The 24,082-nt window shown below is 69.8% G+C and carries 19 protein-coding genes and 1 tRNA gene; 5 read left to right on the top strand and 15 right to left on the bottom strand.

The features are described from left to right. Positions 1-6: 6 nt before the first annotated feature. On the bottom strand, positions 7-720 hold the full coding sequence (locus tag IDM40_RS21465; RefSeq protein WP_193123837.1) for a PIG-L deacetylase family protein: 714 nt from the start codon (positions 718-720) through the stop codon (positions 7-9). A gap of 197 nt (positions 721-917) precedes the next feature. Between IDM40_RS21465 and IDM40_RS21460 the strand changes: the two genes are divergently transcribed. Beyond that, positions 918-1,868 (top strand): aldo/keto reductase, encoded by a 951-nt coding sequence (locus IDM40_RS21460; protein ID WP_193123836.1) that lies wholly within the window; start codon positions 918-920, stop codon positions 1,866-1,868. Here IDM40_RS21460 and IDM40_RS21455 read toward each other — a convergent pair. After that, positions 1,813-2,790 (bottom strand): YihY/virulence factor BrkB family protein, encoded by a 978-nt coding sequence (locus tag IDM40_RS21455; RefSeq protein ID WP_193123835.1) that lies wholly within the window; start codon positions 2,788-2,790, stop codon positions 1,813-1,815. The two genes, IDM40_RS21460 and IDM40_RS21455, sit on opposite strands and share 56 nt — an antisense overlap. Positions 2,791-3,013: 223 nt before the next feature. Between IDM40_RS21455 and glsA the strand changes: the two genes are divergently transcribed. Continuing rightward, entirely contained in the window at positions 3,014-4,300 is a 1,287-nt protein-coding gene (glsA, locus tag IDM40_RS21450) for a glutaminase A (RefSeq protein WP_193123834.1), read from the top strand. Between the two features lie 321 nt (positions 4,301-4,621). Here the strand turns inward: glsA and IDM40_RS28865 are convergent, their stop codons facing one another. The 5 genes from IDM40_RS28865 to IDM40_RS21425 all read right to left on the bottom strand — a co-directional run bounded on the left by IDM40_RS28865 (position 4,622) and on the right by IDM40_RS21425 (position 10,042). Beyond that, positions 4,622-6,106, bottom strand: coding sequence for a xylulokinase (locus IDM40_RS28865; RefSeq protein WP_193123833.1), 1,485 nt, complete (start codon positions 6,104-6,106; stop codon positions 4,622-4,624). An 84-nt stretch (positions 6,107-6,190) separates the two neighbouring features. Continuing rightward, complete coding sequence (locus IDM40_RS21440) at positions 6,191-6,952, bottom strand: sugar isomerase domain-containing protein (protein WP_193123832.1); 762 nt, start codon at positions 6,950-6,952, stop codon at positions 6,191-6,193. Beyond that, entirely contained in the window at positions 6,949-7,782 is an 834-nt protein-coding gene (locus IDM40_RS28325) for a carbohydrate ABC transporter permease (protein ID WP_216631126.1), read from the bottom strand. Before IDM40_RS28325 ends, IDM40_RS21440 begins: the two co-directional genes overlap by 4 nt. Then, on the bottom strand, positions 7,779-8,741 hold the full coding sequence (locus IDM40_RS21430) for a carbohydrate ABC transporter permease (RefSeq protein ID WP_193123831.1): 963 nt from the start codon (positions 8,739-8,741) through the stop codon (positions 7,779-7,781). The genes IDM40_RS28325 and IDM40_RS21430 overlap by 4 nt, the downstream gene beginning before the upstream one ends. 2 nt (positions 8,742-8,743) lie before the next feature. Further along, a complete protein-coding gene (locus tag IDM40_RS21425) occupies positions 8,744-10,042 on the bottom strand; it encodes an ABC transporter substrate-binding protein (protein WP_193123830.1) in 1,299 nt (432 codons plus the stop codon). A gap of 164 nt (positions 10,043-10,206) precedes the next feature. Here IDM40_RS21425 and IDM40_RS21420 point away from each other — a divergent pair, with 164 nt between their 5' ends. Next, positions 10,207-10,929 carry a GntR family transcriptional regulator gene (locus tag IDM40_RS21420; protein WP_193123829.1) on the top strand — a complete coding sequence of 241 codons (723 nt, stop codon included), beginning with the start codon at positions 10,207-10,209 and terminating at the stop codon, positions 10,927-10,929. Positions 10,930-11,049: 120 nt separating this feature from the next. Here the strand turns inward: IDM40_RS21420 and IDM40_RS21415 are convergent, their stop codons facing one another. After that, a complete protein-coding gene (locus IDM40_RS21415) occupies positions 11,050-12,375 on the bottom strand; it encodes a hypothetical protein (RefSeq protein ID WP_216631125.1) in 1,326 nt (441 codons plus the stop codon). A gap of 158 nt (positions 12,376-12,533) precedes the next feature. Between IDM40_RS21415 and IDM40_RS28970 the strand changes: the two genes are divergently transcribed. Continuing rightward, complete coding sequence (locus IDM40_RS28970; protein WP_407940035.1) at positions 12,534-12,782, top strand: Scr1 family TA system antitoxin-like transcriptional regulator; 249 nt, start codon at positions 12,534-12,536, stop codon at positions 12,780-12,782. Then, complete coding sequence (locus IDM40_RS21410; protein WP_193123828.1) at positions 12,775-12,966, top strand: DUF397 domain-containing protein; 192 nt, start codon at positions 12,775-12,777, stop codon at positions 12,964-12,966. Before IDM40_RS28970 ends, IDM40_RS21410 begins: the two co-directional genes overlap by 8 nt. 220 nt (positions 12,967-13,186) lie before the next feature. Here IDM40_RS21410 and IDM40_RS21405 read toward each other — a convergent pair whose 3' ends face one another. The 7 genes from IDM40_RS21405 to IDM40_RS21375 all read right to left on the bottom strand — a co-directional run bounded on the left by IDM40_RS21405 (position 13,187) and on the right by IDM40_RS21375 (position 23,751). Then, complete coding sequence (locus tag IDM40_RS21405) at positions 13,187-13,933, bottom strand: SDR family oxidoreductase (RefSeq protein ID WP_193123827.1); 747 nt, start codon at positions 13,931-13,933, stop codon at positions 13,187-13,189. A gap of 299 nt (positions 13,934-14,232) precedes the next feature. After that, positions 14,233-14,306 (bottom strand) — tRNA-Pro (locus tag IDM40_RS21400). 151 nt (positions 14,307-14,457) lie between these two features. After that, positions 14,458-16,185: a DUF3488 domain-containing protein gene (locus IDM40_RS21395; RefSeq protein WP_328807088.1), complete on the bottom strand. Its 1,728-nt coding sequence runs from the start codon at positions 16,183-16,185 to the stop codon at positions 14,458-14,460. Between the two features lie 55 nt (positions 16,186-16,240). After that, entirely contained in the window at positions 16,241-18,085 is a 1,845-nt protein-coding gene (locus IDM40_RS21390; protein ID WP_193123826.1) for a PQQ-binding-like beta-propeller repeat protein, read from the bottom strand. 107 nt (positions 18,086-18,192) lie between these two features. Beyond that, positions 18,193-19,989 (bottom strand): outer membrane protein assembly factor BamB family protein, encoded by a 1,797-nt coding sequence (locus IDM40_RS21385; RefSeq protein ID WP_193123825.1) that lies wholly within the window; start codon positions 19,987-19,989, stop codon positions 18,193-18,195. Between the two features lie 72 nt (positions 19,990-20,061). After that, positions 20,062-21,843 (bottom strand): PQQ-binding-like beta-propeller repeat protein, encoded by a 1,782-nt coding sequence (locus tag IDM40_RS21380; protein WP_193123824.1) that lies wholly within the window; start codon positions 21,841-21,843, stop codon positions 20,062-20,064. 72 nt (positions 21,844-21,915) lie between these two features. Next, positions 21,916-23,751 carry a PQQ-binding-like beta-propeller repeat protein gene (locus tag IDM40_RS21375; protein ID WP_193123823.1) on the bottom strand — a complete coding sequence of 612 codons (1,836 nt, stop codon included), beginning with the start codon at positions 23,749-23,751 and terminating at the stop codon, positions 21,916-21,918. Between the last annotated feature and the right edge of the window lie 331 nt (positions 23,752-24,082).

Raw genomic sequence — 24,082 nt, 5'->3', positions numbered from 1 at the left:
GCGGGCTCAGCCGATGTGGACGGCCCGGAAGGACTCCGCGAGGCTGCCCTCGGGCATACCGGCCTCGACGGCGGTGATGCCCATCCACTTGCGCAGCATCGGTTCGATCTCGCCGATGTCGCCGATCTGGCTCTCGTGCGCGGCCAGCGCGGCGAGCTTGCGGTCGAAGACGTCGGTGATGTCGGTGTGCTGCTTGGGCTCGGGTCCGCCGACGACCCACACCTCGGGCACGGCCCACGGCTTCAGGCTCTCCTCCAGGAGGAGTTCGCGGTGCGCGTGCGGGTTGCGGGCGTCGGGGAAGACCGCGTTGATCGCCGCCTCACCCGCGGCCATGTGGTCGGGGTGGCTGGCGGGGATGCTGTCCCAGTCGCGTTCGGGACTGGGGATGATCACACGCTCCGGCCGCATCTGGCGGATGACGCGTGAGATGTCGCGGCGCAGGTCGAGGGTGGGCACGAGGCGCCCGTCGGGGTACCCGAGGAAGCGCACGTCCTCGACCCCGACCTCGGCGGCGGCGCGGCGCTGTTCCTCGCGGCGCATCGCACCGATCTCGGCGCTGTCCATGGTGAGCTCGTCGCCGCCCGCCTCGCCGTCGGTGAGCATGAGGTAGACGACCTCGGTTCCGGCGCGGGTCCACAGGGCGACGGTCCCGGCGCAGGAGAAGTCGGCGTCGTCCGGGTGGGCCATGACCACCAGGGCGCGTTCGGGTGCGTCGGACACCGGTGCTCCTTCCGTCGCGGGCGGTCCCGCGTGTTCGAGGTCGACCCCATGGTACGGAGCGTGGGGCGGACCGCCACGCACGGGCAGGGTCCCTGCCGGACTGGCACCGAGCAGGTCTCCCCGGGCACGGCCGTTGCGTCTACGCTCGGCCCGGTATCCGTACGGCTCAGGACAGCGACGACCCACCCGGGAGACCCATGCACTCCGTACCCTTCGGCCCCACCGGCAGGCGCGTTCCCAACGTCGTCGCCGGCATGATGCGCATCGCCGACCGCACCGACGAGGAGATCCGGGCCCTCTACACCGCCGCCCGCGAGACCGGCATCGACTTCTTCGACCACGCCGACCTCTACGGGTTCAACCACCCGGGCGGCGGTCCGCACCTGTGCGAACGGCGGTTCAGCGAAGCCCTGCGGCTGGGTCCCGCCGAACGCGAGCAGATCACGCTGCAGACCAAGACCGGCATCGTGCCCGAGGAGTGGCACTACGACTCCTCCTACGAGCACATCGTCGCCTCGGCGGAACGCTCGCTGCGCGCCCTGGACACCGACCACATCGACGTGCTGCTCATCCACCGCCCGGACGCGCTGGTCGAGCCGGAGGAGGTCGCCCGGGCCTTCGACGACCTCGAGAGCTCCGGCAAGGTGCGCGCCTTCGGCGTCTCCAATCACACCCCGCGCCAGATCGACCTGCTCAAGAGCGCCGTGCGCCAACCGATCGTCGCCAATCAACTGCAGCTGTCCATCACCCACGCCCCGATCATCACGCAGGGGCTGGCCTCGAACATGGGCGCCGAGCCCGGATCGGCCACCCTCGACGGCGGCGGCATCGTCGACCACTGCCGACTGAACAACATCACCGTGCAGGCCTGGTCGCCCTTCCAGAAGGGGTTCGGGGACGGCGTCTTCCTCGGTTCCGACGACCACCCGGAGCTGAACGCCGAACTGGACCGCCTCGCGCGCAAGTACGGCGTCACCCCGACCGCGATCGCCACGGCGTGGATCACCCGCCACCCGGCGGGCATGCAGGTCGTGCTGGGCACCACGAAACCGCACCGGGTGGACGAGGCCGCCGCGGGCTCGGACCTGCCCCTCACCCGCGGCGAGTGGTACGGCCTGGTCCGCGCGGCCGGCCACCTCGTCCCCTGACCCGCCCGGGGATGCCGGGGTCCGCCGGGGACGCGCGTTCGAGCTCGGCGTTGATCATCGCCCCGAGCAGCACGATGAGCGACGACAACCACAGCCACAGCATCAGCACGATGACCCCGGCGATCGCCCCGTAGGTCGCACCGAAGTCTCCGAACCGCTGCACGGAGTAGGTGAAGATCAAGGAACCGAACAACCACAGCAGCATCGCGATGACCGCACCCGGCGTGACCCAGCGGCGGGACCGCCCCGGACGATGGGGCGCGATCCGGTAGACGACACCCAGCCCCACCACGGTCAGCAGAGCGAGCAGGGGCCACTGGCCGATCCGGATCGCGAGCATCGCGTCATCGCTCAGGCCGACGTGGCCGAGCAGGGCCGGGAGTCCGGCCATGACCCCGACCCCGAAACAGACGAAGGCTCCCACGCCCAGGGCCAGGAGCAGGGCGATGCCGCGCCTGAGTGGGTAGGGACGGCTGTCCACCACGTCGTAGGCGGCGTTGCAGCCCTCCATCAGGCCGTACATGCCTCCGGACGCGTTCCAGAGGGCGAGCAGCACCGAGGTGGCGAACGTGAACCCGAGCGTTCCGGTCTCGGTCGCCGCGATGGTGGTGAGTTGCCGCTCGATCAGCGTGCGCACCTCGTCCGGGACGGCGACGAGCCAGTCCCGGATCTGGTCGGCGAGATCATCCGGATCGGCGACGATCCCGAACAGGCTGACCGCGGCGAGCAGGGCGGGGAACAGGGCGAGCATCGCCCTGAACGCCATGCCCGCGGCGAGCAGACCGGCGTGGCCCTTCTTGAACTCGAGCCAGACCCGTGCGGCGACGGCACGCCAAGCCGGTGCGGGGACGCGGGCGGGCTGCGACGCCGAGGCGCCCGCGGTGCGGGGCGTGCTTTCCTGCCCCTCCTGCGCTCCCACCATCCGCCCCCGTCCGAGCACGATCACCGCCACGGCCGGTTCGACCGACCCCTGACACTGACGTTCCTCCCCATTGTGGGCCACGAGCGCGCATGTCCACCGGTACGCCGGCACGCAGCGCCACTACTGTGGCCTCCCTCCGTGACCACGCCGGCGCCGCGCTGCGGAGGGGTCCCCGAAGGGCCACGGCACGCGGCGGCACCGATCCCGGGACAGGGGAACCCCGATGCGCTCACCGATTCTCGACTACCTCGACGGCATCATCGCCGGGACGGACCACGTCGACTCCGGTGCCCTGGCCGACTACATACCGGAGCTCGCGGCCGCCGACCCCGACCGTGTGGCTGTCGCGCTGTGCACGGTCAACGGAACGGTGTACGCGAGTGGGGACACCGATGACCGGTTCAGCATCCAGTCGATGTCCAAGCCCTTCGCCTACGCGCTGGCGATCGAGGACCGCGGCCTCGAGGACGTGCTCGAGCGCGTCGGGGTCGAGCCCAGCGGTGAGGCCTTCAACGAGCTGTCGTTGGACCCGGAGACCGGCAAGCCCCGCAACCCGATGATCAACGCGGGGGCGATCGCCACGCACGCCCTCGTCAAGCGCGACGACGCCGCTGCCGTCGACCGCATCCTCGCGCTCTTCTCCGATCTCGCGCAGCGTCCGGTCGGGATCGACGAGGCGCTGGCCGCGTCGGAGCTGGCGACGGGTGACCGCAACCTCGGGCTCGCCTACCTGCTGCACGCCTCGGACCAGTTGGGCCACGACCCGGCCGCCGCCGTGGAGGGTTACATCCGCCAGTGCTCGGCGTCGGTCACCGTTCGCGACCTCGCCCTCATGGCGGCCACGCTCGCCAATGGCGGGGTGCAGCCCAACAGCGGCCTGCGCCTGTTCAGCAGGCGCAACACCAGGCACGTGCTCAGTGTGATGGCCTCGTGCGGCATGTACGACGCGGCCGGGGACTGGCTGACCAGCGTCGGTATCCCTGCCAAGAGCGGTGTCGCCGGGGGCATCATCGGTGTGCTGCCCGGCCAGGTCGGTGTGGCGGTCTTCTCGCCCCGCCTGGACGCCCACGGCAACAGTGCACGGGGTGTGGTGATGATGGAGAAGCTCTCCGAGGACCTGGGCCTGCACCTGATGGAGGCGGGCCGGCCGGCGCGCTCGTCGCTGCGGGAGACCCGCACGGTGGCGGTCGAGGGTGTTCCGGCGACGGTCTACGTGCTCCAGGGCGACATGGTGCTCAGCAGTATCGAGGCGCTCACGCATGAGCTCATCGGGAACCCGCCGCCGACCGACCTGGTGGTCTTCGACATGAGCCGCGTGGACGAGGTGCTGCCGGTGGCCCGCCGTACGTCGGCGGCGATGGCGGCCAAGCTCATCGACGCCGGTCACCGGATCATCCTGGTCGACCCGGAGGAGACGGTGCCCGGCTTCCAGGACAGCCAGGGCCGTGCGGTCGAGCGCTGGTCGGTGGACCGCTTCGAGCAGGGGCTCACTTCTCGAGGAAGCGTGTGAGCGCTGCGCGTTCGAAGGGCCCCGCCGACCAGCTCGGCGAACGGTTCGTGCGCGCCTACCTCGACGTGTGGGAGGACATCACCGGGCTCGTGGTGCGTCGAGTGCGAGGTCGTGGAGTCGGCTCGTCCGGCCCTCCCGGGCACGGGATCGGTCGAGCATCTGGAGATGAACGTCGCCGTCGTTCCCTGGCCCTGGGCGATCACATGCTCCCTGCACTCGACGGGACGTTCGGACAACTCCGACCGTGATCACCGCCGGTGTGCTCGATGTGCCGTCCCTCGTTGGCGGGCGACCCGCACGCCGCCTCTTGGCGTCCGCGGGTCACGCAGGCGTTTCACCGCCGAACGCCGTGTCGGCAGCCAGGTGGTGGGCGGCGCGGGCTCGGTAGCGGGCGTAGGCCTCCCGGTACCGGTCGTGGTCGGCGCCGGCGGCAGCGTGCACCGGTTCCGTGCGCCCGCTGAGGGCGGCGACCTGCCGGGCGTCACCGCCCGCCGCCGACAGCCCCAGGAGCGCGGCCCCGCGGGGCGATCCGCCTTCGGGCACCAGGCACACATCGGCGTCGACCACGCTCGCGAACGCCTCGCGCCACAGCGCCGACCGGGTGACGCCACCGACCAGCCTGATCTCCCGGGGCGGTCCGGCCTCACCTGCGATCGCGCTGACGGCGCCCACCGCGTCGGCGCAACCGAAGGCCACGCCCTCGACCACGGCCCGTACGAGTGCGGCCCGGTCGTGAGCCTCGCGCTGGCCGAGGAAGCCGCCGAGGGCCGCGTCGTCCTTGCGGGGCAGGGTCGCGCCGTACATGAACGGAAGGTAGGTGAGACCGTCGGAGCCGGCGGGGGCAGTAGCCGCGACCTCGCTGAGGTCCTCCCCTGCGCCGAGTAGTGTCCGGCCGGCCCAGCGGAGGGCGGCGCCCGCTGCGTACAGCGAGGCCATCGCCAGGAACGGTGCTTCGCCGTAGGCCGCCCCGAACAGGAACCCGGCGCCCGCGTCCGCCTCCTCGGTCGGCCTCATGACCTGCGCGGCGGTACCGGCGTTGAGGCAGACCTGGCTGCGGTGCGTCACGCCGGAGCCCAGGACGGCGGCCGGGACGTCGCCGGCGCCCGTGGCCACCGGTGTGCCTTCGGGTAGACCGGTGGCGCGGGCGGCCCGGGCGGTGACGCTTCCGGCGGCGGCATCGGGGGCGAGCACCCGGGCCGCGAGGTCCGGCGTGGCCCCGACGGCCCGCCAGAGCTCCGGGCTCCACCGGCCTTCGTGCACGTCGTACAGCAGGGTGCCGACGGCGTCGGTGGTGTCGGTCGCCCAGGTACCGGTGAGGTGGAAACGCAGGTGGTCCTTGGCCGACACGAGGCGGTGGGCCCGCGCGAGCCGCCCCGGGTCGGTGCGGGCGAGCCATGCCAGTTTGGGGGCGGTGAAGGCGTCCACCGGTTCGTTCCCGGCCCGGTCCCGGAAGCGCGGGTCGGCGGCCAGTCGTCCGGTGTCGGCGCCGACACGGCGGTCGGCCCAGGTCATGGCGGCCCCGACCGCCTCGCCTGCGGCATCGGTCAGCAGCAGGGAGTGCATCTGCCCGGAGAGCCCGACCGCGATGACGCGGTGATCCCCGAGCGCGGCGGTGACCGTGCGGAGGGCGTCCCGGGCCGCAGCCCACCAGGCCCGGGGGTCTTGTTCGTGCGCCCCCGGTTCCGGGTGCAGGGTCGGGTACTCCCCGGCGGCTTCGGCCACCACGCGGCCGGTCTCCGTGTCCAGCGCGATGACCTTGACGCCGGTGGTCCCCAGGTCGATGCCGAGGGTCGCGGTGGTCTCCACTCTCGCTCCGTCCCTGTCTCGCGGGCGCCCCGGTGCCGCCGGCCGATGCCGGGGTTTCGGTCCGGCCGCCGTGCCGGAGGTCGGTCAGATGTGCGGCACGCGGGGCCCCATCTCCGCGATGATCCGGGCGTTGTGCTCGGCGGCGTCGGGCATGCCGGCGCTCAGGAAGACCCGCGGGGTTCCGCCCTGCTCGGCCTCCTTCTCCGCGGCCGCCACGATCATGGCGTTCAGGAGCGCGAGGCCGACCACGCTGCTGCCCGGCCCGGCGAGCGGCAGGTCCTCCCGGACGGACACCAGCGCGTCACCGGGCGGGCAGTGGTTGTCCAGCACGATGTCGGCGACCTCGTGCAGTTTGGGCCCGGTCTGCGTGCTGGCCGTGGCGTAGGCGCGGGAGGTGATGGCGATGACCGGGAGCCCCATGTCCCGGGCGGTCCGGGCGACCTCCACGGGAAGGGCGTTGGCCCCGGAGTTGGAGACCACCAGCATGGTGTCGGTGTCCGGGTCGATCTCGTAACCGGCCAGCACGCTCGCCGCATGTCCCGATTCGCGCTCCAGCTCGGTGGAGCGCTGGGCGCTGACGTGCAGCATGTGGTCGGGTTCGAGCACGGGGCAGATGCGGGCGCTGCCGCCGGCACGGAAGAAGCCCTCCTCGGCGAAGACGTGGGAGTGCCCGCTGCCGAAGACGTACAGGATCCCGTCGGCGGTGAAGCGCTCGGCGAGCAGGGCGGCCGCCTCGGCGATCCGGTCCTGCTCGGCGTCCAGCGCCTCGGCGAGGATCTGCTGGACCCGCTCGGTGTACTGGGCGGCGGCGCGGCCGAGCGTCTCGGTGCGGTGCTCTGGGCTCATGTCTTGTTCGCTCCGGTGATGAGTCCGCCGACGAAGTACCGGCCGGCGACGATGAACAGGATCAGGGTGGGCAGGATGGTGAAGACCGTTCCGGCCATGACCAGGCCCCAGTCGATGGTGTACTGCCCCACGATGGCGCTGAGCCCGATCGGCAGTGTGTGCAGGCGGTCGTCCAGGATGAACTGTGTGGCGTACACGTACTCGGTCCAGGCGAAGACGAAGGAGTAGACCACGGCGGTGGCGAGCCCTGGTGCCATCAACGGCAGCACGATCTGGAACATGGTGCGCACCGGCCCGGCGCCGTCGATGGCCGCCGCTTCGTCGATCTCCTTGGGCACCGACATGATGAAGCCGCGCAGCAGCCAGGTGCAGAACGGCGCGGTGAAGGCGACGTTGACCAGGATCAGCCCGGCCAGGCTGTTGATCAGTCCGATGTCGGAGAGGATGCCGTACAGCGGGACGATCAGCAGGGTTCCGGGGATCATGAAGGCCACGAGGATGAGCCCGGCGATCATGCCCGAGCCTGGTACTTCGAGGCGGTAGAGCCCGTAGGCCGCGCACACGGCGAGGACGACGGTCAGCACGGTCGTGCCGAGGGCGACCAGGAGGCTGTTGCTCAGGTAGGTCGTGTACGGGGTGGTCTCCAGCAGGCGGGAGAAGTTGTGCGTGGTCCAGGTCTGCGGCCACAGGGTGGGTGTGGGCCGGATGATCTCCTGCGGTGTCTTGAACGCCGAGACGACCACCCAGTAGATCGGCCCGAGGGCGATCAGCGTGATGAGCACCATCGTCAGGCCGGCCGGAACCCGGCGCAGGCCGCTCGACCACGTCACGGTGACCCCTTGGGACGGAGGAAGCGCACGAACAGTGCGGCGGCGACGCCCAGCACGAGCACGGTCAGCACGCTGGCGGCCGCGGCCTGGCTGCTGCGGAAGGCGTCGAAGGCGGTCTCGTACACGTACATGGGCATGGTCGTGGTGGCGCCGGCCGGCCCTCCCCCGGTCGTGAGCAGGATGGTGTCGAGGACGTTGAAGGACCACAGGGAGCCCACCAGCCCGAGCGCGAACAGCACCGGTTGCAGGATCGGGAAAGTGACCGCCCAGAACGTCTGCCAGGCGTTGGCGCCGTCCACCTTCGCCGCTTCGAGCACGGACACGGGGACGGTGGCCAGGGCGCCGTAGATGACCACGGCGGCGAGCGGGAACCAGTGCCAGCTGTTGACCAGGATGACGGTGATCAGGGCGATGCCCGGGTCGGAGAACGGTGAGCCCAGGTCGATGCCGATGGCGGCGAAGGCGTGGGTGATGACGCCGTAGTTGCTGTTGAGCATCCACTGCCAGATCACGGCGACCGCCACCGTGGGGATGACCCAGGGCAGTACGACCCACACCCGCGCGGTGCGGGCCCACCAGCCCTGCCGTTGCAGCAGCAGTGCGGTGCCGAAGGCCAGGACGGTCTGCACCGCCAGGTTGAGCAGCAGCCAGAGCCCGGACCGGCCCAACGCGTCCCAGAACGCCGGGTCCTGGAGGATGATCAGGTAGGTGTCGAACCCGACGGTCTCCGAGGGCGAGCCGATCACCCGCTCGTCGCGCAGGCTGGTCAGGACCGCCTGGACCAGGGGCAGGGCCAGGACCAGGGCCATGACGGCGAGGATGGGCGTCAGGAGCAGGTACCCGAACAGGTCGTGTTTGATCCCGCCGCGGCGCCGGCGCCGAGAGGTCCTCGATCTCGGTGCCGGCGCCGCAGGGCTGTCCGGGGCGCGGCCCGGCGCGCTGCGGTCCGGTGCGCCCACGGTCAGTCCGCTGCCTGCATCTGCTCCTGGGCCGCGGCGACGGCGTCGGCCGGGGTCATGTCGTTGACGTACATCTCCTGCACCGCGCGGGCGATGAAGTTCTGGCCGGAGATCTCGCCGACGTCGTCGATGTACTGGCCGTCCACGAACCCGAACAGCTCCCCGGTCTCGGACTGCTCGAGCATGACGTCGACGCACTCCTCGTAGGTGCTGATGGTCTCGTGCTCGCGCCAGTCGGACTCCTCGGCCCCGTTCTCGGTGAGCGGCAGGTACAGGCCGGGCTCGGCGTTGAGCAGGTCGCCGTAGTTCTCGGTGTCCAGCAGCCATTCGAGGAAGTCGTCGGTGGCGGCGGTGCGGTCCTCGTCCTCGCCGAGCACCATGGCGCCGTTGGAGAAGTAGACGCTGCCCGGCTGTCCGCCGGTTTCGGGTGTGGGGATCGGTGCACAGCCCAGGTCGTCGGGCTCGAGCCCGGTCTCCTCCTCGAAGGGGGTCAGGTACTGCCCCTTCTCGATGTTGATCGCCGCGCTTCCGCTGTTGAACGCGGCCTGCGGTTCACCCCACGAGTAGTTGCCGGAGTCGGCCGGGGAGTACTGCAGGAGTTCGTCGTAGAGCTCGTAGGTCTCGACGGTCTCGGGGGTGTCGAAGTCGATCTCGCCGTCGCCGGTGTAGATGTCGGCGGCCCCGTTGGTGACCATGAAGCTGTAGAGCACCTGGTCGGTGGCCTGGTTCTGGCCGGCGGGCAGGGCGATCCCGCTGTGCTCGTCGGTGTCCAGGGTTTCCGCGGCCTCGAGGAGGTCCTCCCAGGTCTGCGGTGTGTCCAGGCCGGCGTCGTCGAACATGTCGCCGCGGTACCAGAGCACTTGGACCATGCCGAAGAGCGGGACCGCCCAGTACTCCTCGTCGTCGCGGTAGGGGTCGATGGCGGCGTCGATGAAGCCGTGTTCTGCTTCCAGGCCCTCCACGACGTCGGTGACCGGGGCACCCAGGCCGAGCTGGCGGACGTAGGTGGCCAGGTCCGGGGTGACGAACAGGGCGTCGGGCTGGTCGCCCGCGGAGGCCGCGGCCGCGATGGTCGAGTAGATCTCGTCCCACTCCTGCACCTCGAAGCGCACCGGCATCTCGGGGTCGCCGTTGTTGTACTCCTCGGCCAGGGCGTCGAGCGCTTCGACCCGGTTGGGCGGGGTCTCCAGGTGCCAGACGACGAGCTCGTCATCGGTGTCGTCCCCGTCCGCGCCGCACGCGGACAGCACCAGGGCGGAGGCGGCCATGATCGCTGTGAACCCCATGGCTCTGGATCGCATCACTTCACCTCTCTGCGCGACGCCGCCAGGAGGGATCCGGCTTCCGTGAGCGCCGACCGCATCAATGAGTGATGAAGTTAACACACGCGCTCTAGATGAATATAGAGTTCGCTCCAGAGCAGAGATGGTGTGCGCACTGACGCCGTCACGGTGAAGAAGGCCCTATGAGCAGGCCCAAGTACCTCGAGATCCTCACGGTTCTCCGTGAGCGCTGCTCGTCCCTGGCGACAGGGGTGCGGCTGCCCGCGGAGCGCGCCCTGGCCGAGGAGTTCGGGGTCAGTGTGATGACGGTCCGGCGGTCGCTGGCCGCTCTGCAGGACGAGGGCTGGGTGCGCCGTTCACCGGGCAGCGGCACCTACGTCGGCCGTCCCACGGTGACCATGGGGCCCACGCTGACCTCCTTCACCGAGGACATGCGCCGCCGCGGGCTGCGGCCCTCCTCCACGGTCCTGCGCTTCGAGCCCATCACCCCGGACCTGGAGACGGTCACCGACCTGTCCCTGCGCCCCGGGGAGGGGGCACTGCTGCTGGAACGCCTGCGCTACGCCGACGGCGAGCCGATGTGCCACGAGGTGGGCCTGTACCCGGAGCGCTTCACCGATGCCCTGTCCGGCGCCGACCTCACCGGTTCGGTGCACGAGGCCCTGACCGAGGTGGCGGCGGTGCCGGACTCCACCTTCCGCCGGGTGCGGGCGCTGGTGCTGCCGCCGGTCGAGTGCGAGCTTCTCGGGCTGCCTCTCGGCTCGCCGGGCCTGGAGATCGTCGACACCTTCTACGACGCGACCGGGCGGCCGGTCCAGCACGTGCGGTCGCGCTACCGGTTCGACCGGTACGAGGTGCTCACCACCATCACCCGGATCGGGGGCGGTCAGCCCCACGATCCGTGACGGTGGCCCCAGGCAGGGACGCACGTTCCGGCCACCGGACGACGGGGGCGTTGGCTGAAGGGCTCCCCGGGCGCTCACCCCAACCGCGGACGCTTCTCCCATCGGTCACCTGTCTCCCCGTCAGCTCTCGGGTTTGAGCCGGCGGATCGCCAACACGGACCCGTCCGGCCGTACAGAGACTGCCCCATCCCAGCACCGGTCCCACTTCGCATAGGGATGGCGCGCGTACTGGGCATCGACTTCATGGCGGTACTGGTCCAGACGTCCCTGCTCAAGGATGTCGAACAGGTCTTCCGCAAGGCCGGAGAAGGCCTCGACGCGTGCACCGTTGAGGCGGAACACGTGTTCGGTTCCCACACAAGGGACACCGAGAAGCGTGTGCTCTCTATCCCTGACGCTACTGATGGCGGCATGTGATTGCCGTGTGTAGTATCCACGTCCCTGCTGCTTGGTGAGGTAGGGCGCTGTGGCGCTGCTGTCGCCGGTGAAGGCCACCAGACCGGCGGCGTCCGTACGTGCGAGGACCGCCCGGAACCACTCGTCGTGTGGGGAGAGCACGTGGAATCCGGTCAGGCCTTCCTCCGGGGTACCGCTGCCAGCAGGCTTGGTGATCTGCGGGGGCATGGAGCGGTCACGCAAGGTGGAGTTCAACTTCTCCTCGGCTGCCGGAAGGGTTCCCCCGTCGCCGTCCGCGGCCAGCGCGTGCACGACGATCGCATTCTTCATGCTCAGTTCCGTGCTCAGGACCAGGGCCGGGGTCTCGTTCCACGGGCCGATGTGCACCGCCTCCACATGCGCCGAAGCGGAAGCCAGTTGCGGATATGACGAACTTCGCCGACCGTGGTGCCCCTTGCAGACGACCGGGATGACCTGCGCCCGTTCTCCCGGCTTCCACACCTCGACGAAGAAGCGAGGGCGGTAGCGCAAGCCCTTCAGTGGCCACCCGGAACGCAGGACCACTTCCGCGGGGACGAAGGAAACACGATGGCCTTCATAGCGCTCCCGAAGGAAGTGTTCGGCGGCCGCGACACCGAAACCGACACCGAGTTCGTGGGCCTGGACCGTCTTGTGCTGGCGCTGGGTGGATCGGCCCTCGGGTGAAAGTGCCATGTGGTCCTGCGCCTGGCTCCCGTCCAGTGCCAGCGCGTACTTCAGGCAGCCCCAGTGCTCGGCGAGTCCGCGGACCGACCCCTGCCTGTCCAGAGAGATCGCTCTTCCCAGCGCGTGGAGGACGCTCAGAGGGGCCACACCGACGGATGCCCTGTTCATCTGAGGAAGAGGCGCAAGTCGAGGTTTCCGGCGCGGAGGTTCCTGTTTCTTTTCTTTCCAGCGCGCGTCATCCCGGGTGACCGCCGATTGGACCTTTCCAGCGAGGTGCTCCCCTGAACTCAGTTCCACAGACGACGGATCGACGAGACGCCGAAGGGTCTCTTCCAGATCAGACAAAGAATCTCCTGACGCACTTCCGGTCAACCGAACCCAGAGAAATCATGGGACCGTGCGCAGGAATCCACAAGGGCAGGCAAGGAACACAACCCATATAAGCAACGGACCATATTGGAGCGCGGCCAACTTGAGACTATTTCCGCCCCTGGAACACCAACATCCACACCCCTCACTGGGTCACCCCGGAACCCGCCGGACTCGTGGGGCCATTCAAGCTGACAGCTTCCGGATCGGCCTCGGAAGTGCTCCATGCGCAGTCGGCCTATGCAGATCGTATGGTTGACGAACCACAGGCAGTACACCGATTCCGAGTTCTGCTCAGCGACGTGCAGGACGTAGCGCTCTCGCCTCAAGAGTCGCTGCGGGCCCTGCAGGAGGAATTGGCGAAGGTGAATCACCATGATTGACATGGAGTGGAGTAAGTCCTCATACAGCGGTGGCGCCCATCAGGACTGCGTGGAGTGCCGAAGAGACGGTGACATCGTCCGGATACGTGACACCCTGAACCGTGCTTCCGGACCGCTGGCCTTCCCCTCCGAGGCATGGGCAGTTTTCTTGACGGGCGTCATCAGAGACCGCGGCTCGACGTAGTCACCATGGCCCGCACTGCCGGTCAGGGTTCACACGAGCGCACCGGCCCTCAGGTTGATCCCTCCATGCCCACAGGGACGTCGCGGGTCTTCCCCTCCGGCATGGTCGCCCGGTCGACACCCCTGGTTCGGCACACGACCGGCGCCGAAGGCCAGGACCTGCTGTCGGCGTCCTGGACCTCCGATGGACTGGGCGTCCGACCGGGGACAGGCCGTCTGTACTACGCCAGTCCGCCGCTGACCCGCACGGTCTGCCCAGTGATCCAACGGCCACCCGGCCCGGCCAGGAACGCCACCACGTCAGCGACCTCTTCGGGCTGCCCCAGACGGCCGAGGGCAGTGACCGGGGCCAGAACGGCCTCGAGATCGACGCCCGGATTGTTCCCGCGTAGCAGTTCGGTATCGGTGGCGCCTGGCGATACCGCATTGACAGTGATTCCGCGTGGGCCGACTTCTCGTGCCGCGCATGCCGTGAACTGCTCGACCGCTGCCTTGCTTGCCGAGTGCACCGCGACCGCCGGGGTTGGCGCCACCGTGTTGACTGTCGAGATATTGATGATGCGGCCGCCATCGCGCAGCCGACCGACCGCCTCGCGCATGAGCACGAATACGGCTCTGGTGTTCACCGCCATGAGCTGGTCATAGTCATCATCGCTTGTCTGCGCTATCGGAAGCGGCACGATGTCCGACCCGGCGTTGTTGACCAAAATGTCCAAACGCCCAACCAGTTGCTCGGCTTCGTCATAGAGCCGCTTGGGAGCATCCCGATCAGCAAGGTCCGCCTGAACAGCCGCGATCGTCACATCCTGATCGCGATCGGTCGCCAGGACTTCTTCTGCGGCCGCCTCGTTCCTGGCGTAGCTGAACACCACCGAAATTCCGTCACGCACCAAACATCGCACGATCGCACGACCGATCCCTCTCGAACCGCCTGTAACGAGCGCTGTTCTCCGTCGCGTCTCTGCCATATCCGCGATCTTGCCAGATTGTGTGATGTCAGAGGGCGCTCATGCCCAGCCGGTGGGCGAAACCCCTGGACGCTGGGTTCGGCGCCTTGTGGGTAGGCCGGACTCGGAACCAGGCGCGGCCCGGTTTCACCAAGGGCCTCAAGAAAAAGGCGGGGCTGAACGACAAGGGATGAACGGCGCGAGAGTCGCGGCGCTCCTTCGTGTCCCACGCCCCCGGTTCTACCCCACTTCTACCCCACCTGGGCCGCAAAAAAGGGCCCACCGGATGATGGACCCTTCGATGACCTGCTGTTTCTGTGTCGGGACGGCGGGATTTGAACCCACGACCCCTTGACCCCCAGTCAAGTGCGCTACCAAACTGCGCCACGTCCCGGCGGTTGCTGCACCGTGTGCGGCGACCGACAGGACACGACTCTATCGCACTCGCGGGGACGCTCGAACCAGCACGGACCGGGTACCGCGGGCGGGGACGGCGTTCCGGCGCCGCCCCGGTCGGGTCCCGACGGGACCCGACCGGAGCTCGGTCAGGGGACGAACGCCCGCAGGATCTGTGATTCCTCGTCCTCCGTCGAGACCACGACCGCGCCCGGCACCACTGTGAGGCCGGACAGGCTCTCGGCCACCCCCGGGAGCGCGATCTCGTCACTCCGGTCGGTGGTCTCACCGAAGGGCGCGACCAGCAGCGCCACCTGCCCGTCCTCCCCCATGCCGTCCAGGCCGTAGTCTTCCGCGATGACCACGGCGTCGTCGAGCACGGCGATCCGGCCGCCGCCAATCTTGGGGTCCAGGTACACGTCCTCGACCACGGCCGAGTCGGTGATCTCCCCCGAGGCGTCCGCCCGGTGCAAGGTGGTCTGCAGGTCTGGGCCACCGGTGTCGGCGGCGACGACGGTGCCGTCCGAGTCGGCCCGGACGAGGCCGATGAGCTCCTCGCTCGCTTCGAGGTCCTCGGGCAACGCGACGTGCTCGTCACCGGTGTCGGCGTCGAGCACCACGGTGCGCCCGTCGGGGCCGTTCTCGACGACGACCGCGGGGTCGCCCGGGGCAGCGGTGAGGCGGGGGCGGTCGTTCTCGCCCGGGTCGAACGGCTCCGTGCGCCAGAGCTCGCTCTCCTCCTGCGGGTCCACCGCCACGACCATGACCTCGACCTCGGAATCGGGGAAGCCGAAGGGGTCCCCGGACGCGACCGCCGACTCGGTGTGTTCCTCGTCGACGCAGCCGACCACGCCCGCCAGGCGGTGGCCGTAGTCCTCGGTGCGCTGGACGACGCAGTTCTCGGGCAGCGACAGGATCTCGTCCACCAGCTCCTCGCTGTGCTCCGTCGACCGGGCGACCGACGGGCGAAGGGCGCCGGAGACCTCATCGACCAGTGCCCCACTCTCCGTGTTCAGCCGGGCGGTCTCGAAAAGCTCGTCGTCCTCGAACTGGGCCTGGTGGAGATTGCGGTCGGTGTCGTCCTCGGTCCGGGGCCGGTGGCGCACGTGCACGTGGTCGTCCTCGGTCCACACGTGGGTGACGACGTCGTACGGGCGCCGGTAGGACCACAGCTCGGTGCCGTCGGTGCCGTCCAGGGCCACGGCCCCGTCGCCGAGCAGCACGATCGGTCCGTGTGGCCCCTCCCGCACCCCGTCGATGCCGGTGTCCATCGGCGGCCGCCACGACCACCCCTCTCCGGACACCTCGGCCGGAACCGGGGCAGGGGCACTCTCGGCCCCGCCCTCGCGGTGCGGTACCCAGGGCACGACGAGCTGGGCGACCAGGGCGCCGGCCAGGACCACCGCAAGTGCTCCCGCGCCCGAGAACAGCGTGCTCCACCGGAACGGTCTCGGATCCGCCCTGCCCGACCCGGACAGCACGAGCGCGCAGCCGATCACGATCGCGCACGCCACCAGCCACAGGTGCACGGCGGGCGGTGAGGGTTCGAAGGACCACCGGCTGTCCGTGGTGGCGGCGAAGGTGTCCTGCGGAAAGGCCATCCAGACCGCGAGCAGCCCGGCGCCGATCGCACAGGACATCCCGAACCGGTACCCGCCCCTGGTCCGCTCGGTGCCGGGCCTCTCCACCACGCCGAACACGAGGACGAGGACGGCGACCAGGCAGGAGAGCATCCACCAGCCCCCGGTCCCCTCGAACACGTCCCCGGCGGACACGGTGACCACCACCGCGGTCCACAGGAGGGCACCGACCAGCAGCCCGACGCCCGACCACACGAGCGCGTTCCGCACCCGTCCGTGCTGTTGCTCCCCTCTCACCGGGGATCCTCCGTCCTGATGTCCGCTGTGCCGACGTAGAACCTAGCGGACGCGTTCACGGCGTCAGACCCCGGACCGCGCCTTCGGTGCGGATCTTGTCCGGGTCCCCGACCTCTGGCTCGTCCGCCTCGGCGACCGCCGCGACCGCACCGGGGACCGGGACGAGTGCGCTCCAGCCCACGTCCCCCTCCGGCTCTTCCAGCCGGATACGTTCGTAGGTCCGGTGTTCGGCCTGTTGCCCGAACTCCGTCGTGGTGACGGTGGGTCGGCCTTGCGAACGGACCTGGTGGAGCAGCATCTCGTCCAGGACCTCGATGGAGTCCCCGTTGACGCTGCGGGGAAAGTTCTCGACCGCTTCGAGCACGTTCCCCTGCGGGTCGACGTGTTCGACCTCGGCGTCCCGGCCCCGGCGGTCGACCAGGTAGGTCGCGCTCTCGCTGTCGGCACCGAGGAACCGGTCGAACCACGTACCGTCCGCACGGAGCTCCTCGGGCAGGGTGAAGACGTCCTCGCCCGTGGCGGGGTCGAGCACCAGCCCTTCCTCCGTCCAGCCCTCGAAGTGCACGAGGAGGACGGGGTCAGCACCGGCACCGGCGGGGCCGCCGGAGGAGACGTGGAAACGGTCGTCCTCGGAACGGGTCCACGAGCGCTCCCACACCTGCTCGCCGGTCTCGGGGTCGAGCGCCCGGACGAGGTACTCCCTCTCGGCAGGCTCCTCGTACTCGCCTCGGTCGTCGGAACCCCCGGGGCCGTCGTCCTCGGCTTCCTCAGCGCTCTCGGTCTCTTCCTCGTCCCGACAGTCGTGGGTGGAGACCAGCAGCCCGTGGAGCCATTGCGCCGTACCTGGGCCACAACGCTCGTCGTCCAAGGGCACGGACCACCGCTCCGCCCCGGTGCCGATCTCCTCCGAGACCAGCTGTGTGTCCGCGTCTGCCCCGATGCCACTCTCTGTACGGATCACGTGCTCGGCCGTGCGTGTCACCACGTCCTCGTCGGGGTCGCTGCTGAGTTCGTCGCGGGCGTCAGCGTCGTCCTCGTTCGGCTGGGCGACCCCTTGGAGCCCGGGCTCGGGCGCACCGGTGTCGAGGGCGAGCACATCGACGAGTGCGTCTTCCGTGCCGACCACGGGGGCCCGGGAGACGATGACGTGGTCGTCGTCCACCCACACCTCGAAGTGCGGGGCGTAGGGGCGGCGGTAGGACCAGATCTCGCTGCCGTCGGTGCCGTCCAGGGAGACCACCCCGTCGGTGAGCACCACGAGCGGTCCGTGTGAGCCCTCCTCGACCCGTAGGACGGAGCTTCCGAGCTCGGGTTCCCATTCCCAGCCGACCTCTTCGACGCGCTCGGGCATGGGGTCCGGTTCCCCCAGCTCGGTGGGCTCGTCGGCGACCTCGTGCCGCGGCTGTGGGAAGTGCACGATGTTGACGAGACCGCCCGTCAGGACGACCGCCAGGGATCCCGCGGCGAAGGCCGGGAACGTGCGTGCGAGCGGCTGGGGTGAAGGGCGCTCGGTCGCGGCCGTCAGCAGGAGCAGCCCGGCTGCGACGGAGATGGCGAGCAGCCACGCGTTGGCCTGGATCGGGCCGGCCACCGCCGGCTCTCCGTCCCACCCGAAGTGGACGAGCGCGGCCAGGCCGATCCCGACGGCTGCCATGAGCAGTGCGGGCACGAGACAGCCGGTTCCGCGCGGCTCCGTCGCGGGGGCGGTCTCACCCGTGCGCCACCGGACCACGCCGGTGAGCACATAGAGGCCTAGTAACCAGGAGAAGAATGTTCCCAGCCCCACCCATTCGGTCATGCCCTCGGCCGGGGCTCCGCTGGCCAGCACCACCGCCAACGGAGACCAGGCCAGCGCCCCGGCGATGAGGCCCAGACCCACCCAGGAGATCGCAGCTCGCACACGCTGGCCTCGAGACACTCGGCTCCCACTCCTTCTGTGTATGTCCGCACCCGGGACGGGCGCGGAACCCCTGCTGTTCGTGATGGCGGTTCCCCAGAACGTGCGGCTCAGTGCGTCAGTCCCCGGACCGCTTCTTCGGTCCAGTTCTCGCGCGTGACCCGTGCCGCCTCGACCTCGGTATTGATCACCGCCACGACCGCCCCGGGGACGGCGACCATCTGGCGCCCGGGAAACCCCTCGTCCTCCCTCGTCAGGGAGATCCCGCCTTCAGTGACGGTCCCCCTCCTGCCCTCGAACCCGTGTACCTGGACGCGGGGATGCGGGGCGCCTGCGGAGACTTCGGATTCCAGAGTCAGAGCCGCCGCGCCCAGAGCCACAGCTCCCTCCATCTCCAAGGAGACGAAGCCTCCGGTTTCAGCGGTCTCAGGAGGCGCTCCGTCAGCAGTGGCCCGTTCGATCTCGGGAAGGCCGTCCTCACGGTCGAGCATGTAGGTCGCGCTCTCGCTGTCAGCTCCGAGAAAGCCCGCGAACTGCAGGTCCTCAGCGCGTTCCGGCAGGGTGACGGCGTCCTCGCCCGTGGCGGGGTCGAGAACCAGGGCTGGTCCTTCCTCGCCCGTTTCCACGACGATCACCGGGTCAGCGCCTTCGGTGGGGTGTCCCCCGGAAGCGGCCTGCGGTGGTCCGACGTCTCCGGGGCCGGTCCACGAGCGTTCCCACACCTGCTCACCGGTCTCAGGGTCGAGTGCCACCACGGTGTGCTCCACCTGGGCCTCGTCCCCGTCCTCGGTGTAGCCGAGCATCCCGCCGTCATAGCCCTCGGCCTCCTCGCACAGGTGGCCGGTGACCAAGAGTCCATGGAGCCATTCAGGTGTGCCGGTGTAGCAGGCAAGGCCATCCTCGGACGGCAGGGACGTGGACCACTGTTGCTCGCCGGTCTCGGCCGACCCAGATCGCAGAACCGTTGGGTCCTCGACCCGTTCGGCGAACTCCACATGGACCACCTGCTTGCCGGTCCGCGCCACCACATGGTCGTCGATGTCCCCGCTCCTGGGTTGGGAGATCTGCTGGAGCCCGGGAAGGGGCTCACCGGTCTCCAGGTCCAGCACGTCGGCGGTCGCGTCGTCACTACCGTCGAGGGGCTCCTGGACGAGGACGACGCGGTCGCCGTCGACCCACGCCTCCACGTCCGTTTCCGTGGAGGCCGGAAGGCGGTACGACCAGATCTCGCTCCCGTCGGTGCCGTCCAGGGAGACCAGCCCGTCACTGAGCGCCACGAGGGGGCCGTGCGTACCCACCTCGATCCCTTCCACCGAGGTCCCGTGTTCCGGTTCCCAGGACCATCCGACCTCGGTGACGGTCTCCGGTGTGGGGGCAGGTTCTCCAAGGTCACCGGCGGTCCTGTGCCCCACCTGTGGGAAGAGAGCAGTGTGCACGAGACCGCCGCACAGAACCACGGACAAGGTCCCTGCCGTGAAGGCCGGGAAGGAGTGGGAGAGAGGCCGAGTCGACGGTCGGTCCGCCAAAGGCAGCATCAGGAACGTGCCGAGGACGACCGCACCGATGACCAGCCACGCGTGGAGCTGCGCGGGAAGGCTTCCCACCGGCCCCACCGATCCCTCCGACACCTCGGCATACAGCAGGACGGCGAGGACCACCCCGACCCCTGCGGCCGCCAATGCGGCAATCATGCGGGCGTCCCGGTCGGGGGCGGGGTCTTCCGCGCGCCACCGCGGAGCCATGACCAGGGTGGCAAGACCGAAGAGGACGGCGATGGCGATGGAGATCGTCACCCGGACGGTGATGCCGTCGTTCTCGTGGCCGAAGTACAGGACCACGGACACCGCGGCCCAGACCAGCGCCCCGGCGATGAGGCCGAGACCCACCCAGGCGATCGCGGCTCGCACGCGCTGCCCTCGAGACACCGGGCTCCCACTCTTTCCGTTTCTCTTGCTCATCGCGTCCGGTCCGTGCATCACTCAGGGCACCAGCCCGCTCACGGAACCGTCGCGCTCGACCGAGGCCGCGACGGCGCCGGGCACCGGGAGGAGATCAACGTCGCTGTCTCTGTCGTTCGGGCTCTCCAAGGGGATCAGTCCATCCACCTCGGGGTTGTCGAAGCTTCGGGCGACCACCGTGGGACGGGACTCCACCGCCGAGGAGAACAGGACCATCTCGTTCAGAGCCACGCTGCTCTCGTCGCGCCGGTCCAATCCCCTTCCGGGATCGATGGTCGCGACGACCTCGCCCTGCACGTTCACCCGCTCGAACTCAGTGCGCCTGTCCGCGCGTTCGACCAGGTACGTCGCGCCATCGCTGTCGGCGCCGGCAAAGCCCCGGAACCAGTTGTCCGGGTCGTCGACGTCGGCGGGCAGGGTGACGGCGTCCTCTCCCGTGGCAGGGTCGAGGACGGCTGCGAAGCGGCGAAAAGTGGGGTCCACGAGGATCACCGGGGAGGCACCTTCTGCGGTGTGTCCCCCCGGGCGGGCGTGCGATCCCATACGGGACTCGGCCCCGGTCCACCGGCGCTGCCACAACTCCTTCCCACTCTCGGGGTCGAACGCCGTGACGATGGACTCGGTCTTGAGGCCTTCCTGGCTGAAGGCGGCGCCGAGGTCGGGATGATCCCGGTCCTCCTCATCCATGCACTGCTCTGTCATGACCACCGCGCCGTACAACTCCGTCGGCCCTCGGTGCAAGCAATCTTGCCCCTCGTGTTCGTGCAGTGGAGCGGTCCACAGTTCACGCCCGCTGCCGACCTCCAGGGCCTGGAGCTCTGCCGGGGATCCCGAGTCGGGCCAATGGTCCCTCACCACCTGCCCTGGGAACCTGACGACGTGGTCCGTGTTCACGTCGGGGTCGCCGTGGACCGCGTCGGCCTCTCGTTCATGGCCGGGCACCGGCTCCCCGGTGGCCAGGTCGAACGTCTCGGTGAAGGCAACCTCTTCCTCACCCTCCGTCTCTCCCGCGTCGAAGGGTCTGTAGGAGACGAAGACGTGCTGCTCGCCGACCACGACCTCGACGTCCTCATCGGCGTGTCGGCGGAAGGACCAGACCTCACTGCCGTCGGTGCCGTCCAGGGACACCACGCCGTCACTCAGCACCACGAGCGGACCGTGTACGCCCTCCTCGACCCGCTCCAAGGAGACTTCGGGCTCAGGCTCCCAGGTCCACCCGACCTCCGAGACCGCATCGGGCACCGGGGCCGGATCGCCCGGAGCATCGGCGGTCGAGTGGTGGACCTCCGGGTACGGGACGATGTGCACGAGCGCGCCCGCGAGGAACACGACAAGGGCTCCGGGGAGGAAGGCGGAGAAGGTGACCACGAGAGGTCGGGGCGAGGGGCGTCGGCCCGACAGCATGAACAGCAAGAAGCCGAGCCAGACGGCACCGGTGGCCAACCACACCTGGAGGCGGGCGGTGATGAGCTGTGCGAAGCCGTCGGTGAGCAGGTTCGGGAAGGCGATGAACGCCGCCACCAACAGCAGTCCCACCAGGTAGACGAGCTGTCGAACCATCGGCTCGGGTTCGGACTCCGGTTCGGGTTCGGCGTCGCGCTCAGTCCACCTGACCCCGAAGCCGAGGATGACGCAACCGATCGTGCAGGAGAAGAGCAGGACCATCACGGCCCGAGCAGCCGCATCGGCCTGCTCGTCCTCGACGTACAAGGCATGGTGGCTGTACAGAACCGCGGCCACCACGGCCCAGACCAGCGCCCCGGCGATGAGGCCCAGACCCACCCACGCGATCGCAGCTCGCACACGCTGGCCTCGAGACACTCGGCTCCCACTCTTTCCGTTTCTCTTGCTCATCGCGTCCGGTCCGTGCATCGCTCAGGGGACCAGCCCGTGGACCGTTCCCTCTTCTCCCACTTCGACCACGACCGCCCCGGGCATGGGGAGGAGCTCGCTCCCGGAGTTCAGGACGTCATCTTTGTCCCCGAGCCGGATCTGCTCGTCGGTGTCGTACTCCATGCGCCCGCCGAACTCCCCCGGGTGGACGATCGAGCCGACTTCGCCGTCGGCGTCCTCGAACCGCAGGGTCAGCACCGAACCCTCGAGGACCGTTCCTCCGTCGGCCTCGACCAGCGGCACGTCCCGGGCGTCAATGGTTTCGGTCTGCTCGCCCTCGGGGCCGACACGTTCGACGAAGTGCCTGCCGGGAACCCGCACGAGGTAGGTCGCGCTCTCGCTGTCGGCCCCGAGGAACCCGTCGAAGTAGGCGTCGGTGTCCGTGTCCTCGAGGTCGGTTCGCAGGGTGATGGCGTCCTCGCCCGTGGCGGGGTCGAGAACCACTCCGGCCCGGGAACCGAACGCCTCCACGAGCAGCACCGGGTCCGCGCCCTCGGAGACCGGACCTGCGGGGGTGATCCGCCAAGCGCTCTGGTCGCCGACCGCGTCCCAGGTGCGCTCCCACACCCGTTCGCCGGTGTCGGGGTCGACGGCCTGCACGACGTGCTCGACCTCCGGGGCCACGTCCGGGTCCTCCCGCCAGCCGATCGTGTTGCCCTCGAAGGCCTCCTCGTCCTCGCACACGTGGGTGGAGATCAGTAGGCCGTGGTGCAGCTCCGGCAGCCCGCCCTCGCAGACCCGGCCCCCGCCGGCCGGCACGGGCGCGGACCAGCTCTCCTCGCCCGTCGCGGCATCCACCGCCGACAGGACGGTGGCGTCCTCGACCTCGTCGCCGGCCTCGGCACGGAACACCTGGTCGACGGTGCGGGCCACGTGGTGGCCGGTCAGATCGTCGCGGCTCGGGTGCGGGATCTCTTCGAGGCCGGGCACGTTTTCGCCCGTGGCGGCATCAAGCACCTCGGCCTGTGCGCCCGGTCCCGTGTCGGTACTCTCCTCGGCGCTGCCGTCAACGCGTTCCTCCGGGTCGCCGCCCGCGCTCCTGTCGGCGGGCACGTGGGTGACGATGACCCGGTCCCCGTCGACCGACACCCCCATGTCCCGGTCGTAGGGGCGGCGGAAGGACCAGAGCTCGCTCCCGTCGGTCCCGTCCAGAGCGACCACCCCGTCGGTGAGCACCATCAGGGGGCCGTGCGTGCCCTCCTCGATCCGGCTCAGGCGAACACCGGGTCCGGGTTCCCAGGTCCATCCGACCCGGGTGACGGTGTCGGGCACAGCGGCGGGTTGACCCGGTTCGTCGGCGGTCGAGTGCCGCACTGCCGGGTAGAGCACGGTGTGTACGAGCGTGCCGGCAAGGGCCACAACCATGACCCCCGCAGTGAAAGCCGGGAACGTGCGCGCCAGGGGCTCGGCCGAGGGGCGTCCGGCCAGGGGCGCGATCAGGAGCACACCGAGGAGCACGACCACGGTGATCAGCCAGACGTGGACCTGCACGGGCGCGGCCGCGGCCAGGCCCTCGGTGTTCTCCGGGTGGGCGCGCTGGACCAGGACCACAGCGCCTGCGCCGATGATCAGCACGGGCACCACACAGCCGATGCCGCGCAGGTCGGGGTCGAAGTCGGGGTACAAGGCGTCCGCGCGCCACTTGGCCCCGAAGCCGAGCACGACCAGGCCGAGCAGGAACGACATCATGGCCGCGACGAGCGCGTCCTCCTCCACGCCGGTGCCCTCGTAACCGGCGTACAGGGCGAGGGTGACCACCGCCCACACCAGTGCCCCGGCGATCAGGCCGAGCCCGACCCAGGCGACCGCTGCTCTCACACGCTGCCCTCGTGACACCCGTGTCCCATCCGTTCCGTGCCTGCCGTGGCCACATCCGGCCAGACGTGAAAGAGATTCATGTTTGTGACGGCCCGCCCAGGCGCGCGCGAACGCGGGGGTACACACCGGGGAACCGCAGGTGGACGGTGCTCCTTCACCGGTGGGCGCCGTCCTCACACACGAGCGGCCCGTAAAGGGCCGAACCCGGGATCGTACCCAGCCGTAACCCCAGGCGTTCCGGGCGGGGGTCCCGCAGGGGCCCGGGCACCCGTTGCCGCGCGGGCCCCGCTCCCCTTGAATGTCGAGCGCCCCCGTTTCCTCCTGGCCCCGC

Origin of the sequence: Nocardiopsis coralli (genome assembly GCF_014892575.1) — a bacterium.
GTDB classification, from domain to species: domain Bacteria; phylum Actinomycetota; class Actinomycetes; order Streptosporangiales; family Streptosporangiaceae; genus Nocardiopsis; species Nocardiopsis coralli.
This window is presented reverse-complemented; position numbering and strand designations above follow the sequence as displayed.

What these genes read in the sequence shown, in the direction of transcription:
- IDM40_RS21455 (WP_193123835.1), bottom strand. Translation starts at nt 2,790, where the DNA reads ATGGTGGGAGCGCAGGAGGGGCAGGAAAGCACGCCCCGCACCGCGGGC.
- IDM40_RS21460 (WP_193123836.1), top strand. Translation starts at nt 918, where the DNA reads ATGCACTCCGTACCCTTCGGCCCCACCGGCAGGCGCGTTCCCAACGTC.
- IDM40_RS21440 (WP_193123832.1), bottom strand. Translation starts at nt 6,952, where the DNA reads ATGAGCCCAGAGCACCGCACCGAGACGCTCGGCCGCGCCGCCGCCCAG.
- IDM40_RS21425 (WP_193123830.1), bottom strand. Translation starts at nt 10,042, where the DNA reads ATGCGATCCAGAGCCATGGGGTTCACAGCGATCATGGCCGCCTCCGCC.
- IDM40_RS21410 (WP_193123828.1), top strand. Translation starts at nt 12,775, where the DNA reads ATGATTGACATGGAGTGGAGTAAGTCCTCATACAGCGGTGGCGCCCAT.
- IDM40_RS21420 (WP_193123829.1), top strand. Translation starts at nt 10,207, where the DNA reads ATGAGCAGGCCCAAGTACCTCGAGATCCTCACGGTTCTCCGTGAGCGC.
- glsA (WP_193123834.1), top strand. Translation starts at nt 3,014, where the DNA reads ATGCGCTCACCGATTCTCGACTACCTCGACGGCATCATCGCCGGGACG.
- IDM40_RS21405 (WP_193123827.1), bottom strand. Translation starts at nt 13,933, where the DNA reads ATGGCAGAGACGCGACGGAGAACAGCGCTCGTTACAGGCGGTTCGAGA.